Origin of the sequence: Escherichia sp. E13S3 (assembly GCF_004212325.1) — a bacterium.
Classification (GTDB): domain Bacteria; phylum Pseudomonadota; class Gammaproteobacteria; order Enterobacterales; family Enterobacteriaceae; genus Escherichia.
Window position 1 is genome coordinate 22720 of the sequence record NZ_RHJR01000015.1, and the last position, 13836, is coordinate 36555.

General features: G+C 54.0%; 14 protein-coding genes. 9 read left to right on the top strand and 5 right to left on the bottom strand.

Features of this window, described 5'->3' with window-relative positions; translation table 11 throughout:
• Positions 1-227 precede the first annotated feature (227 nt).
• From folD to D9597_RS14790, 3 genes are all read left to right on the top strand, one after another.
• Entirely contained in the window at positions 228-1094 is an 867-nt protein-coding gene (folD, locus tag D9597_RS14780; RefSeq protein WP_064529024.1) for a bifunctional methylenetetrahydrofolate dehydrogenase/methenyltetrahydrofolate cyclohydrolase FolD, read from the top strand.
• A 1-nt stretch (position 1095) separates the two neighbouring features.
• Positions 1096-1308, top strand: coding sequence for a ribosome-associated protein YbcJ (ybcJ, locus tag D9597_RS14785; RefSeq protein WP_000190288.1), 213 nt, complete (start codon positions 1096-1098; stop codon positions 1306-1308).
• Positions 1309-1415: 107 nt separating this feature from the next.
• Complete coding sequence (locus D9597_RS14790) at positions 1416-1937, top strand: metal-dependent hydrolase (protein WP_130223120.1); 522 nt, start codon at positions 1416-1418, stop codon at positions 1935-1937.
• A 35-nt stretch (positions 1938-1972) separates the two neighbouring features.
• On the opposite strand, the gene cysS is transcribed toward D9597_RS14790, so the two are convergent.
• Positions 1973-3358: a cysteine--tRNA ligase gene (cysS, locus tag D9597_RS14795; protein WP_000912345.1), complete on the bottom strand. Its 1386-nt coding sequence runs from the start codon at positions 3356-3358 to the stop codon at positions 1973-1975.
• Between the two features lie 173 nt (positions 3359-3531).
• Here cysS and ppiB point away from each other — a divergent pair, with 173 nt between their 5' ends.
• The 4 genes from ppiB to purK all read left to right on the top strand — a co-directional run bounded on the left by ppiB (position 3532) and on the right by purK (position 6441).
• Positions 3532-4026: a peptidylprolyl isomerase B gene (gene ppiB, locus D9597_RS14800; protein ID WP_000256002.1), complete on the top strand. Its 495-nt coding sequence runs from the start codon at positions 3532-3534 to the stop codon at positions 4024-4026.
• 2 nt (positions 4027-4028) lie between these two features.
• Entirely contained in the window at positions 4029-4751 is a 723-nt protein-coding gene (lpxH, locus tag D9597_RS14805; protein ID WP_032302619.1) for a UDP-2,3-diacylglucosamine diphosphatase, read from the top strand.
• 116 nt (positions 4752-4867) lie between these two features.
• On the top strand, positions 4868-5377 hold the full coding sequence (gene purE / locus D9597_RS14810; protein ID WP_001295318.1) for a 5-(carboxyamino)imidazole ribonucleotide mutase: 510 nt from the start codon (positions 4868-4870) through the stop codon (positions 5375-5377).
• Entirely contained in the window at positions 5374-6441 is a 1068-nt protein-coding gene (gene purK, locus D9597_RS14815) for a 5-(carboxyamino)imidazole ribonucleotide synthase (protein WP_097415185.1), read from the top strand. The genes purE and purK overlap by 4 nt, the downstream gene beginning before the upstream one ends.
• 119 nt (positions 6442-6560) lie before the next feature.
• Here purK and D9597_RS14820 read toward each other — a convergent pair whose 3' ends face one another.
• Genes D9597_RS14820 through D9597_RS14835 form a run of 4 tightly spaced genes read right to left on the bottom strand, consistent with a single transcriptional unit; the run spans position 6561 to position 11213 of the window.
• The gene (locus D9597_RS14820) at positions 6561-7454 is read right to left on the bottom strand and encodes a carbamate kinase (protein WP_130223122.1); all 894 of its coding nucleotides are present in this window, start codon (positions 7452-7454) and stop codon (positions 6561-6563) included.
• Complete coding sequence (locus D9597_RS14825) at positions 7451-8266, bottom strand: DUF2877 domain-containing protein (protein WP_130223124.1); 816 nt, start codon at positions 8264-8266, stop codon at positions 7451-7453. The genes D9597_RS14820 and D9597_RS14825 overlap by 4 nt, the downstream gene beginning before the upstream one ends.
• Positions 8267-8276: 10 nt before the next feature.
• Entirely contained in the window at positions 8277-9536 is a 1260-nt protein-coding gene (locus D9597_RS14830) for a DUF1116 domain-containing protein (RefSeq protein ID WP_130223126.1), read from the bottom strand.
• A gap of 9 nt (positions 9537-9545) precedes the next feature.
• Positions 9546-11213, bottom strand: a complete 1668-nt coding sequence (locus tag D9597_RS14835; RefSeq protein WP_130223128.1) for an acyl-CoA synthetase FdrA — start codon at positions 11211-11213, stop codon at positions 9546-9548.
• Between the two features lie 316 nt (positions 11214-11529).
• Here D9597_RS14835 and allD point away from each other — a divergent pair, with 316 nt between their 5' ends.
• Together allD and allC are read left to right on the top strand one after the other, a co-directional pair.
• On the top strand, positions 11530-12579 hold the full coding sequence (gene allD, locus D9597_RS14840; RefSeq protein WP_130223131.1) for an ureidoglycolate dehydrogenase: 1050 nt from the start codon (positions 11530-11532) through the stop codon (positions 12577-12579).
• A gap of 21 nt (positions 12580-12600) precedes the next feature.
• Positions 12601-13836, top strand: coding sequence for an allantoate deiminase (gene allC, locus D9597_RS14845; RefSeq protein WP_130223133.1), 1236 nt, complete (start codon positions 12601-12603; stop codon positions 13834-13836).

The following is a 13836-nucleotide window of genomic DNA, read 5'->3' on the forward strand; positions in this document are numbered from 1 at the left end:
TGGAACAGGTAAACCTGTTTTTCATTTATAAAGAGTACTATTTTCTTACGTTACGAAAAATTGTGCGTTTATATGAGCCGGGTAACTATCAAACCAGCAACGCACTGTTGCCAAAAAAAACAGCGGATTACAGATAGTCCAGAAAACGAAACCTGACAGCGCGCCCCGCTTCTGACAAAATAGGCGCATCCCCTTCGACCTACGTAACAGATGGAATCCTCTCTCTGATGGCAGCAAAGATTATAGATGGTAAAACGATTGCGCAGCAGGTGCGCTCTGAGGTTGCTCAAAAAGTTCAGGCGCGTATTGCAGCCGGACTGCGGGCGCCAGGACTGGCCGTTGTGCTGGTGGGTAGCAACCCTGCATCGCAAATTTATGTCGCAAGCAAACGCAAAGCTTGCGAAGAGGTGGGATTCATCTCCCGCTCATACGACCTTCCGGAAACCACCAGCGAAGCAGAGCTGCTGGAGCTTATCGATGTACTGAATGCCGACAACACCATCGATGGCATTCTGGTACAACTGCCATTACCGGCGGGTATTGATAACGTCAAAGTGCTGGAACGTATTCACCCGGACAAAGACGTGGACGGTTTCCATCCTTACAACGTCGGTCGTCTGTGCCAGCGTGCTCCGCGTCTGCGTCCTTGCACCCCGCGCGGTATCGTCACGCTGCTTGAGCGTTACAACATTGATACCTTTGGCCTCAACGCCGTGGTGATTGGCGCATCGAATATCGTTGGCCGCCCGATGAGCATGGAACTGCTGTTGGCAGGTTGCACCACCACCGTGACTCACCGCTTCACTAAAAATCTGCGTCATCATGTAGAAAATGCCGATCTGTTGATCGTTGCCGTCGGTAAGCCGGGCTTTATTCCTGGTGACTGGATCAAAGAAGGCGCAATTGTGATTGATGTCGGCATCAACCGTCTGGAAAATGGCAAAGTTGTGGGCGACGTCGTGTTTGAAGACGCGGCTAAACGCGCCTCATACATTACGCCTGTTCCGGGCGGCGTTGGCCCGATGACGGTTGCCACGCTGATTGAAAACACGCTACAGGCGTGCGTTGAATATCATGATCCACAGGGTGAGTAACATGGCGACATTTTCTTTAGGTAAACATCCGCACGTTGAGCTGTGCGACTTGCTGAAACTGGAAGGCTGGAGCGAAAGCGGCGCGCAGGCGAAAATCGCGATAGCCGAAGGCCAGGTGAAAGTCGACGGTGCGGTTGAAACGCGCAAACGCTGCAAAATCGTCGCCGGTCAGACAGTGAGTTTTGCAGGTCACAGCGTACAGGTTGTTGCCTGATCCCTTTCCCGGCCTGTATCAACAGGCCGGTTCTCTTTTCAGACTTTTGCCCTCTACGCCCCATTCATCCATGCTGATAGCATCGACATTTTGCCGAAGCGATCATCATGCCAACCGTTATTACGCACGCCGCCGTTCCCCTTTGCATTGGTTTAGGGTTGGGTTCGAAAGTCATCCCGCCGCGTCTGTTATTTGCCGGAATCGTCCTGGCGATGCTGCCTGATGCCGACGTATTGTCGTTTAAATTTGGCGTTGCTTACGGCAATGTTTTTGGTCATCGCGGGTTTACCCATTCGCTGGTGTTTGCGTTTGTTGTCCCGCTGTTATGTGTGCTGATTGGACGTCGATGGTTCAGGGCTGGGCTGATTCGCTGCTGGCTGTTTTTAACCGTCTCGTTGTTATCGCACAGTTTGCTGGATTCGGTAACCACTGGCGGTAAGGGCGTTGGCTGGCTGTGGCCGTGGTCAGATGAACGCTTTTTCGCTCCCTGGCAGGTGATTAAAGTCGCGCCGTTTGCGTTGTCGCGTTACACCACGCCGTACGGGCATCAGGTGATAATTTCTGAATTGATGTGGGTATGGTTGCCGGGGGTGGTGCTGATGGGAATGTTGTGGTGGCGCAGACGATAACCGGATGCGAAAACTCGCATCCGGCAATAGCGTAATTACTTACGACGCCAGGTGGTCCCTTGCGGGCCATCTTCCAGCACAATCCCCATCTCGTTGAGACGGTCACGCGCCGCATCTGCCGCCGCCCAGTCTTTCGCTTTACGGGCATCCAGACGCTGTTGAATTAACGCTTCAATCTCAGCCACTTCGCTGTCGTCTGCCTGCGCGCCGCTTTGCAGGAACGCTTCCGGTTCTTGCTCCAGCAGGCCCAATACAGCGGAAAGTTTACGCAGATGAGACGCCATTGCATTCGCCGCTGCCATATCTTCTGCTTTCAGACGGTTTACTTCACGCGCCATATCAAACAGCACGGAATAGGCTTCCGGGGTGTTGAAATCATCGTCCATCGCTTCAATAAAGCGCGCTTCAAACGCTTCGCCACCGGCAGGCGCAACGGTTTTATCTGTGCCGCGCAGCGCAGTGTAGAGACGCTCCAGCGCCGCACGCGCCTGCTTCAGGTTCTCTTCGCTGTAGTTCAACTGACTGCGATAGTGACCCGACATCAGGAAGTAACGCACAGTTTCCGCATCGTAGTATTTCAGCACATCACGCACGGTGAAGAAGTTACCCAGCGATTTAGACATCTTCTCGCGGTCAACCATCACCATACCGGAATGCATCCAGTAGTTCACATACTGGCCATCGTGCGCACAGGTGGACTGGGCAATTTCGTTCTCGTGGTGCGGGAACATCAGGTCAGAACCGCCGCCGTGGATATCAAAGTGGTTACCCAGCTGCTTGCAGTTCATTGCCGAACATTCAATGTGCCAGCCTGGACGGCCCGCGCCCCACGGAGACGGCCAGCTCGGTTCGCCCTCTTTCGACATCTTCCACAGAACGAAGTCCATCGGGTTGCGTTTGTCGTCGACCACGTCAACGCGCGCGCCTGCCTGCAGTTGGTCGAGATCCTGACGCGACAGCACGCCATAAGTCGGATCGGTCGGGACGTCGAACATCACGTCGCCGTTGTCCGCCACATAAGCATGACCTTTGGCGATCAGTTGTTCAGTGAGTTCAATAATTTCTGCGATATGGTGCGTCGCACGCGGCTCCATGTCCGGGCGCAGAATATTCAAAGCATCAAAATCTTTGTGCATTTCGGCGATCATGCGATCGACCAGCGCCACAAAGCTTTCGCCATTTTCATTGGCGCGCTTGATGATTTTGTCGTCGATATCGGTAATGTTGCGCACATACTTCAGCTTATAGCCGAGGAAACGCAGATAGCGCGCAACCACGTCAAAAGCAACAAAGGTACGCCCGTGACCGATATGACAGAGATCGTAAACGGTGATTCCACACACGTACATGCCGACTTCCCCGGCGTGAATAGGCTTAAATTCCTCTTTTTGGCGTGTCAGAGTATTGAAGATTTTTAGCATCGAAGATTCCGTTTAGACATGTGTGGGTAATTGAGTTGCGTATAATACCCATATTTCCCGCGCGAATCAGCATACATTGCGAGATGATCCGATCGTGCGGTTATGCTATAACACCACCCTATATATGACCCGAACCGGGTTGAAGCACCAATCAAACGGAACAGGATGCAAAAATGGTTACTTTCCACACCAATCACGGCGATATTGTCATCAAAACTTTTGACGATAAAGCACCTGAAACAGTTAAAAACTTCCTGGACTACTGCCGCGAAGGTTTTTACAACAACACCATTTTCCACCGTGTTATCAACGGCTTTATGATTCAGGGCGGCGGTTTTGAACCGGGCATGAAACAAAAAGCCACCAAAGAACCGATCAAAAACGAAGCCAACAACGGTCTGAAAAATACCCGTGGTACGCTGGCAATGGCCCGTACTCAGGCTCCGCACTCTGCAACTGCACAGTTCTTCATCAACGTGGTTGATAACGACTTCCTGAACTTCTCTGGCGAAAGCCTGCAAGGCTGGGGCTACTGCGTGTTTGCTGAAGTGGTTGAAGGCATGGACGTGGTAGACAAAATCAAAGGTGTTGCAACCGGTCGTAGCGGTATGCACCAGGACGTGCCAAAAGAAGACGTTATCATTGAAAGCGTGACCGTTAGCGAGTAATCGTGGCGACACTCTTTATTGCAGATCTTCATCTCTGCGTGGAAGAACCGGCGATCACCGCCGGTTTTCTGCGTTTTTTAGCGGGGGAAGCCCGCAAGGCCGACGCGCTGTATATTCTTGGCGATCTGTTTGAAGCGTGGATTGGCGACGACGATCCCAACCCACTCCATCGCCAGATGGCCGCAGCGATCAAAGCGGTGTCCGATTCCGGCGTTCCCTGTTATTTCATTCATGGCAACCGTGATTTTCTGCTCGGCAAACGCTTTGCCCGTGAAAGTGGCATGACGTTACTGCCGGAAGAAAAGGTGCTCGAACTTTATGGTCGTCGGGTGTTGATTATGCATGGCGACACGCTGTGCACCGATGACGCGGGTTATCAGGCTTTTCGCGCTAAAGTCCACAAACCCTGGCTGCAAACGCTATTCCTCGCCCTGCCGTTGTTTGTGCGCAAACGCATTGCCGCGCGAATGCGCGCGAACAGTAAAGAAGCCAACAGCAGCAAATCGCTGGCGATCATGGACGTTAACCAAAACGCGGTGGTCAGTGCGATGGAAAAGCATCAGGTGCAATGGCTGATTCACGGGCATACCCATCGCCCGGCGATCCATGAACTTATCGCCAATCAGCAACCTGCTTTCCGCGTCGTGCTGGGTGCCTGGCATACCGAAGGTTCGATGGTGAAAGTCACGGCGGATGACGTTGAGTTGATTCATTTTCCGTTTTAAATACCCGCGACTTTGCTGATTCCACAGCTACGCAACCGTTTTCCTTGCTCTCTTTCCGTGCTATTCTCTGTGCCCTCTAAAGCCGAGAGTTGTGCACCACAGGAGTTTTAAGACGCATGTCTTCCCGCAATAATCCGGCGCGTGTCGCCATCGTGATGGGGTCCAAAAGCGACTGGGCTACCATGCAGTTCGCCGCCGAAATCTTCGAAATCCTGAATGTCCCGCACCACGTTGAAGTGGTTTCTGCTCACCGCACCCCCGATAAACTGTTCAGCTTCGCCGAAAGTGCCGAAGAGAACGGTTATCAGGTGATTATTGCGGGCGCAGGCGGCGCAGCGCACCTGCCGGGCATGATTGCCGCCAAAACGCTGGTGCCGGTGCTGGGCGTGCCAGTACAGAGCGCCGCACTGAGCGGTGTCGATAGCCTCTACTCCATCGTACAAATGCCGCGCGGCATTCCGGTGGGTACGCTGGCGATTGGTAAAGCTGGCGCGGCAAACGCGGCGTTACTGGCAGCACAAATTCTTGCAACTCACGATAAAGAACTGCACCAGCGTCTGAATGACTGGCGCAAAGCACAAACTGATGAAGTGCTGGAAAACCCGGACCCGCGAGGTGCGGCATGAAACAGGTTTGTGTCCTCGGGAACGGGCAGTTAGGCCGTATGTTGCGTCAGGCAGGCGAACCGTTAGGCATTGCTGTCTGGCCGGTCGGGCTGGACGCTGAACCGGCGGCGGTGCCTTTTCAACAAAGCGTGATTACCGCTGAGATCGAACGCTGGCCGGAAACCGCATTAACCCGCGAGCTGGCGCGCCATCCGGCCTTTGTGAACCGCGATGTGTTCCCGATTATTGCTGACCGTCTGACTCAGAAGCAGCTTTTCGATAAGCTCCACCTGCCGACCGCGCCGTGGCAGTTACTTGCCGATCGCAGCGAGTGGCCTGCGGTGTTTGAGCGTTTAGGTGAACTGGCGATTGTTAAGCGTCGCACTGGTGGCTATGACGGTCGCGGTCAATGGCGTTTACGCGCCGATGAAACCGAACAGTTACCGGCTGAATGTTACGGTGAATGTATTGTCGAGCAAGGCATTAACTTCTCTGGCGAAGTATCGCTGGTTGGCGCGCGCGGCTTTGATGGCAGCACCGTGTTTTATCCGCTGACGCATAACCTGCATCAGGACGGTATTTTGCGCACCAGCGTCGCTTTTCCGCAGGCCAATGCGCAGCAGCAAGCGCAAGCCGAAGAGATGCTGTCGGCGATTATGCAGGAGCTGGGCTATGTGGGCGTGATGGCGATGGAGTGTTTTGTCACCCCGCAAGGTCTGCTGATCAACGAACTGGCTCCGCGTGTGCATAACAGTGGTCACTGGACGCAAAACGGTGCCAGCATCAGCCAGTTTGAGCTGCATCTGCGGGCGATTACCGATCTGCCGTTACCGCAACCAGTAGTGAATAGTCCGTCGGTGATGATCAACCTGATTGGTAGCGATGTGAATTATGACTGGCTGAAACTGCCGCTGGTGCATCTGCACTGGTACGACAAAGAAGTCCGTCCGGGGCGTAAAGTGGGGCATTTGAATTTGACCGACAGCGACACATCGCGTCTGACCGCGACGCTGGAAGCCTTAATCCCGCTGCTGCCGCCGGAGTATGCCAGCGGTGTGATGTGGGCGCAGAGTAAGTTCAGTTAACTGGTGCTCATATTCTTGCCGGATGCGGCGTAAACGCCTTCTCCTGCACCCATTGTAGGCCTGATAAGACGCGTCAGCGTCGCATCAGGCATGGTGCGCCGATTGCCGGATGCCTACGACTACAGCGAAATACAGGTCCCCGCTTCGCCCGCCAGCGTCTCTTCAATCCGCGATAACGCCCCAATCCACGCGGGTTTAACACGGCTTCTGACATAGCCACTCACCGCCGTCACCTTCGGCCCCATCGAACCATCGGCTTTGGCAAATGGCGCTAACTCATCCGGTGTGGTATGGCGAATGGCACGTTGCTGCGGCGTTCCCCAGTTTTCATAAACCGCGTCAGCATCGGTGAGGATCACCAGTCCATCGGCATTAATCTGCTCGGCAAGCAACGCAGCGGCGAGATCTTTATCGATCACCGCTTCATTCCCTGCCCCGTCTTCCGTCACCGGAACACCACCGCCACCACTGCAAATCACCACATGCCCCTCTTTGAGCAACAACTCGATGGCTTCGCTGTCGAGAATTTTACGCGGTTGCGGAGACGCCACTACCCGGCGTAAATATTTACCATCACGTTTCATCTGCCAGCCGTAAGCCGCTTCCAGTGCCTCTTGTTCTTCTGGCTGATAAACCGGACCGATAAACTTCTCTGGCTGTAAAAACGCCGGATCATCAGGCGAAACTTCAATGCGCGTCAGCACCGTCGTGACTGGCGGCATCTGCGGCTGTGCGCTCAAACTCTGCGCCAGCATATAGCCAATCATCCCCTGACTTTCTGCCACCAGCACATCCAGCGGATACGGTTCTACCTCTTTCCACGCCAGATTCTGTAACGCCAGCAGCCCCACCTGCGGCCCGTTGCCGTGAACAATCGCCAGCCGATAAGAACGGGCCAGGCGCGCCAGCGCGGGTACAGCACTGGCAATATTGCGATATTGATTTTCTGCCGTCAGTGCCTCACCGCGCTGGAGTAAGGCGTTGCCCCCAAGAGCTACAACCAGTGTTTTCATGGTTTTCCTTGTAATAATTGTTGACCAAGCCAGAACCCCAGCAGCGTATCTGCCCCTGACGTATGCCCCAGCGCCAGCAGCGAATCAATCGCCGTAGCGGTACGTTTCGGGCAACTCAGGGCATGAACAAAGTGCAGGAGTGGCGAGGCGAAATATCCTTGCGCGGCATAACGTAAATAACTGACGCTCACCGCTGTGGTAACGAGTTGAAGATTGTCGGAACAGGCAAAAAACGGGCGACCGGAGCGCGCATCGAAAGCGCCATAATACCAGGCCGCCAGCAGCATTCCGCTCAGCGTGTCATCATGACTTGGCGTTAATCCGGGACCTTTACCCAGCCAGTGCCGCCAGTCGGTCTTAACGCCATTGAGCGCGGCCTGAAAACAGTGACGAAACTGGCGTAATTCAGCAGGCAGCGGATCGCTTGCCGCCATCGCCAGTGGCCCGAAAAGCCCGGTTTCCTCCGCGCGTTGCATCCATGCAACTGCAAGCGCTTGAGGATGCGCAGGCGGCGTAATACGTAGCAGATAATAACGCTGTGGCTGTTTAACCGTGAAACGCCCGAGGCGAATCCCTTGTGCCACAACCTGTGGTCGTTCATTGCCGCATAATCCACCGCATAACGCATCGAATTGCGCGCGGCGAAGTACCCATCCTCCGGGGCCGAAACCACTTCCCTGACGATGCAGCGTTAACAGTTCGCCGCTTTCCGTCATCAGATTAATCGCCCGCCGCCACACTCCCGCTAACCGCCAGGACTGGCGATAATTCGGTGCGCTATGGCTGGCAAGCAGAGGATGGATGATCGTCATTGCGCGTTCCTCAACCAATCCCCATGCTTTCAGCCAGAGCTTCCAGCGCCTGTTCAAAGCACGCCAGCGGTGCACGCACGGTGCCTGCGCCAATCTGCCCGATCCCCGCCTCTTTATGCGCGATTCCGGTATTGATGAGTGGCGTAATGCCGGTTTCTACCACGCGACGAATATCCAGCCCCAGGCACGCGCCCTGGAAATCCCAGCCGGGGATCTGCAACTGCATATTGCGTTCAAGGTAAATTTCCGCCATCTCTTCAGATACCGTTCTGGCCGCTTCCATGCCACCCGCACCGACAAAGCGCGTTACGCTAGGTGCTGCGATCATTGCCGCACCACCGATACCAAAGGTTTCGGTAATCGCGCTATCGCCCATATCCGGGTTCGCCTGCTCCTGCGAGAAGCCGGTGAAAAACAGACCTTGCGGAGTGTTTACAGGCGCAGTAAACCAGCGTTCACCCAGCCCGCTTACCCGAATTCCGAACATATTGCCGTTGCGGGTCATAGCCGTAACGATACTGCCCGCACGAATCATCGCACCTGCATCCATCGCCGCCTTGCAGTAAGCCATCGCGAGGTTGAGGAAGAACTGATCGGTCACACTAAGGAAATCCATCACTTCCGCGATGTGCTGTTTATCATGATCGAGGCGAGCAATTTGTGGGGCCAGCGCGCGCATTAACAGTGCTGAGGAAGCAATATTGCGTTGATGGAACTCATCGCCCATCGTAATGCCCTGCGCCATCATCGCGGTGAGATCGATACCGCGCTCCATGCGCCCCAGCGCTGCGCTTAATACTGGCATTAACACATCGCGCATCCAGCGATGGCGAGTCAGGACATCTTCGCCGTAGGCGCCAAAACGCATCACTTTGCCGATACCTTCGTTGAGGTTGCAGTACGCCCGGTTGCCGTCGGTCACGTTCTCGACCACCAGCATCGGCATACTGGCAGAAGTAATGCCGCCCATTGGCCCGACGGCATTCACATGGTGACAAGGAATGAAGTTCACTTCCCCCTGCTCCAGCATCGCCAGTGCCTGCGCTTCCTCTTTCGCCCAGCCTTCAAACAGACACGCGCCCACGCATGCCCCTTTCATTGGCCCGGTCATCTCCTGCCAGCGCATCGGCGGCCCGGCGTGAAGCAGTGTTTTTCCCTGATTTAACGCGCTAATGAGAGAAGAAGCCGGTTGCACATCCAGCCAGTGTGGACGAGCGCGACGAATTTGTTCGATAACCGCAGCATTGGCTTGCGCCACTGATGTAAACATGGGAACCCCTTATTGCAAACGTTCTAATAAACGAGCCAGTTTTTTATTGCCGCCAGCGACTGGCGCCCATTGGTAATGCACTACCGATTTACTGGCGCTTTGTAGCTCCAGCGCAAAGCTGCGTAATCCGATGTTAATCACGGCGACGTTTTCCAGTAATGACGGTATGTGTTGCTGAGTGGCAGGCGAAAGCGGACGAATCAGTGCCGCCGCCAGCAAGGTGGCTTCCGGCAGCGAACTGACTACTGCGATCCCCGCATCTTCCAGCGTGGCGATTTGCTGCGAGCGGCATTGCGGGTCACGTTCGGTACCTGTCACCGTGGCAATGGCATACAGTGGTTGATTGTCTGAACGCGCGGCACAGGCTTTTTGCCAGGCGCTCACCAGCGAGGCGGCAGGATCGGCGGTCGCGCCGAAGCCAATCACCACATCAAGCAGCAACACGTGCACTTGCGGTTTAGCGCCGAGATCGGCAATTAACAGGTTGCGTAAGGTCGGGTCGATCATCGGATGGGGACGCCCGACGGTGTAAAAATCATCGCCCAGGTCGAGGATCTGATGTCCGTCGGCGTCCAGCATCATGCCATGTTGATGGGTATCGTCGGCTGCCACGCCAAGGTGTCCGGCAAGTAATCCCGCCGCTTCAGCAGCCAGCGTACCGCCGGTATACAAACCGCAAATAAATCCGCTGCTGACAGGCGCTATCGCGTTACGTCGCGCAGTGACGCGTGAAAGCAGACAAGCCAGGCGTGCGGCCTCATCCAGCGAGGAGGCAAACCAGACATTCTCGTCGCGGGCCACCGCCGGGGTATAACCTAAAAACAGCGCCACCGTCAGTTTGCCGGTTGCTTTCATGGCATTAACAATTTTCAGACGCACAGCTTCGGCAGGTGGTTTTGAAACAAATGCCAGCACTTCGCTTTTCTCGTCTGCACTGAGCATTTCCAGCGCCATCAGCGCACTGATGCCGCCCACTTCACGGCTGAGATCGCGCCCGCCAAGGCCAATCGCGTGAGTAATTCCCTCCCCTGCCAGCGCAATCTGCGAACACAGTTCCTGAATCCCGGTACCGGAAGCGCCAATGACGCCAATGTTGCCTTCCGGCATCACGTTAGCAAAAGCCAGCGGCGTGGCGGCAATCATTGATGTACCGCAGTCCGGCCCCATTACCAGCAGGCCTTTTTCCCGTGCGCGGGTTTTAAGTTGGATTTCATCTTCCAGCGTGACGTTATCGGAGAACATCATCACGTTGAGGTTGCGATCCAGCGCCTGGTTCGCCAGCTCCGCCGCATACTCGCCAGCCACTGAAATCAGCGCCAGATTGGCATCGGGTAATTTCTGACAGGCGCTGTCCCAGCGACGCACCTGCGTCAACGCCTGGCTGCTGCCTGAACCCTGCGCCAGTTGTTTTAACGCCTCTTCAAGCTGCTGCATAATCGCCTGCGCGATCCCCGCATCCGTCGCTTCGCTACGAATTGCCACGCAAATATCGTTCGGCGTGGCGTGATTAAAATCGTCATGCCAGAAACCTGTGGTATCTAATAACGCTTTATTGGCGGGCGTCCCCATCATTACGGAAACATCATCAACATTTTCTGATTCGCTGAGTTTTCGTGAAATAATCATTAAACTGACCGAATCCTGAAAACACCCTTTTTTAATAAAGGCGTGGATCATAACAACTCCTTAAAAATTGCACCCATGGCAATTGCACGAGCAGTGTTAATGTGGCGATTACGGTATCGATGACAACGGGTAAATAAGGTGATGAATATCACACAGGGATTATTAACAAAAGAATTCAAATAACCACCAGGCAATTACGCGTTATTTTTTAATAAGCATGGTTGTTTTAAAAAACAGGTTAAAAACGAGCGGATTATCAAATAAATTCTAACTATATTTTTTTGCCTGTCTGGATCACATAATCCAGATATTTTCCCTGTATGTTAATTGCAGTCATGCTTCACACCGTCGTTAAAAAGGAAGACAGATGAAAATCAGTCGGGAAACACTCCACCAGCTAATCGAGAATAAACTCTGCCAGGCTGGGTTAAAACGTGAGCACGCTGCAACCGTGGCTGAAGTATTGGTTTACGCCGATGCCAGAGGGATCCACTCTCATGGCGCGGTACGCGTTGAATACTACGCCGAACGCATTTCAAAAGGCGGCACCAACCGCGAACCGGAGTTTCGTCTTGAGGAAACCGGGCCGTGTTCGGCAATTTTACATGCCGACAATGCCGCCGGGCAGGTCGCCGCGAAAAAGGGCATGGAACATGCCATCAAAACAGCACAACAAAATGGCGTTGCGGTGGTCGGCATCAGCCGAATGGGTCACAGCGGCGCTATCTCTTATTTTGTGCAGCAGGCAGCTCGCGCCGGATTGATTGGCATTTCGATGTGCCAGTCCGATCCAATGGTGGTGCCGTTTGGCGGTGCGGAAATTTATTACGGCACTAACCCACTGGCCTTTGCCGCCCCAGGAGAAGGCGACGAGATCCTTACCTTTGATATGGCGACTACCGTACAGGCATGGGGAAAAGTGCTCGACGCACGCTCGCGTAATATGTCTATCCCGGATACCTGGGCAGTCGATAAAAACGGTGCACCAACAACCGATCCGTTCGCGGTACATGCTCTGCTCCCCGCCGCTGGGCCGAAAGGGTATGGCCTGATGATGATGATTGACGTCCTCTCAGGCGTGTTACTCGGCTTACCGTTCGGACGTCAGGTCAGTTCGATGTATGACGATTTACACGCCGGGCGTAATTTGGGGCAATTACATGTAGTTATTAACCCGAACTTTTTCTCCTCCAGCGAATTATTCCGTCAACATCTTAGCCAGACCATGCGCGAATTAAATGCCATTACCCCCGCGCCCGGTTTTAATCAGGTTTATTATCCCGGACAGGATCAGGATATTAAACAACGCAAAGCCGCCGTCGAAGGCATCGAAATTGTTGATAATATTTACCAGTATTTAATTTCCGACGCGCTTTATAACACGTCATACGAAACGAAAAATCCCTTTGCGCAATAATTATTGAGACAGGACTTTCTTATGATTACACATTTTCGTCAAGCCATAGAAGAAACGCTGCCCTGGCTTTCCTCTTTTGGCGCTGACCCAACGGGTGGAATGACCCGTTTACTTTATTCGCCGGAATGGCTGGAAACCCAGCAGCAATTTAAAAAAAGAATGGCCGCAAGTGGGCTGGAAACACGTTTCGATGAAGTGGGGAATTTATACGGTCGCCTGAATGGCACCGAATATCCACAGGAAGTGGTTCTGAGCGGTTCGCATATCGATACCGTGGTTAACGGCGGTAACCTCGACGGGCAATTCGGCGCGCTGGCGGCGTGGCTGGCAATTGACTGGTTGAAAACGCAATACGGCGCGCCGTTACGTACGGTCAAAGTGGTGGCGATGGCAGAAGAAGAAGGCAGCCGCTTCCCGTATGTCTTCTGGGGAAGTAAAAATATCTTTGGGCTGGCGAATCCTGACGACGTGCGGAATATCTGTGATGCCAAAGGAAATAGTTTTGTCGATGCGATGAAGGCTTGCGGATTTACTCTGCCGAACGCCCCACTAACTCCGCGTCAGGATATTAAAGCCTTTGTTGAACTGCATATCGAACAGGGCTGTGTGCTGGAAAGTAATGGGCAGTCAATTGGCGTGGTGAATGCAATTGTCGGGCAGCGTCGCTATACGGTGACGCTGAACGGCGAATCAAACCATGCAGGCACCACGCCGATGGGTTATCGTCGTGATACGGTTTACGCTTTCAGTCGCATTTGCCATCAGTCGATCGAAAAAGCGAAAAAGATGGGCGATCCGCTGGTGCTGACCTTTGGCAAAGTAGAGCCGCGCCCGAATACGGTGAATGTGGTGCCGGGGAAAACCACGTTCACCATTGATTGTCGTCATACCGACGCCGCCATGCTGCGCGATTTCACCCAACAGTTAGAAAACGACATGCGGGCGATTTGCGATGAAATGGACATTGGTATTGATATCGATTTATGGATGGACGAAGAACCCGTGCCGATGAATAAGGAGCTGGTCGCCACCCTGACAGAATTGTGTGAAAGCGAAAAACTGAATTACCGGGTGATGCACAGTGGTGCCGGGCACGACGCGCAAATTTTCGCGCCTCGCGTACCGACCTGCATGATTTTCATCCCCAGCATTAACGGGATCAGCCATAACCCGGCGGAACGCACCAATATTACCGACCTTGCCGAAGGGGTCAAAACGTTGGCACTCATGCTTTATCAACTTGCCTGGCAGAAATAA

Bases quoted from the DNA above. Each gene is read 5' to 3' on its own strand.
- allD (WP_130223131.1), top strand. From the start codon at position 11,530: ATGAAAATCAGTCGGGAAACACTCCACCAGCTAATCGAGAATAAACTC.
- allC (WP_130223133.1), top strand. From the start codon at position 12,601: ATGATTACACATTTTCGTCAAGCCATAGAAGAAACGCTGCCCTGGCTT.
- ppiB (WP_000256002.1), top strand. From the start codon at position 3,532: ATGGTTACTTTCCACACCAATCACGGCGATATTGTCATCAAAACTTTT.
- ybcJ (WP_000190288.1), top strand. From the start codon at position 1,096: ATGGCGACATTTTCTTTAGGTAAACATCCGCACGTTGAGCTGTGCGAC.
- cysS (WP_000912345.1), bottom strand. From the start codon at position 3,358: ATGCTAAAAATCTTCAATACTCTGACACGCCAAAAAGAGGAATTTAAG.
- purE (WP_001295318.1), top strand. From the start codon at position 4,868: ATGTCTTCCCGCAATAATCCGGCGCGTGTCGCCATCGTGATGGGGTCC.
- purK (WP_097415185.1), top strand. From the start codon at position 5,374: ATGAAACAGGTTTGTGTCCTCGGGAACGGGCAGTTAGGCCGTATGTTG.
- D9597_RS14830 (WP_130223126.1), bottom strand. From the start codon at position 9,536: ATGTTTACATCAGTGGCGCAAGCCAATGCTGCGGTTATCGAACAAATT.
- D9597_RS14835 (WP_130223128.1), bottom strand. From the start codon at position 11,213: ATGATCCACGCCTTTATTAAAAAAGGGTGTTTTCAGGATTCGGTCAGT.
- folD (WP_064529024.1), top strand. From the start codon at position 228: ATGGCAGCAAAGATTATAGATGGTAAAACGATTGCGCAGCAGGTGCGC.
- D9597_RS14820 (WP_130223122.1), bottom strand. From the start codon at position 7,454: ATGAAAACACTGGTTGTAGCTCTTGGGGGCAACGCCTTACTCCAGCGC.
- D9597_RS14790 (WP_130223120.1), top strand. From the start codon at position 1,416: ATGCCAACCGTTATTACGCACGCCGCCGTTCCCCTTTGCATTGGTTTA.
- D9597_RS14825 (WP_130223124.1), bottom strand. From the start codon at position 8,266: ATGACGATCATCCATCCTCTGCTTGCCAGCCATAGCGCACCGAATTAT.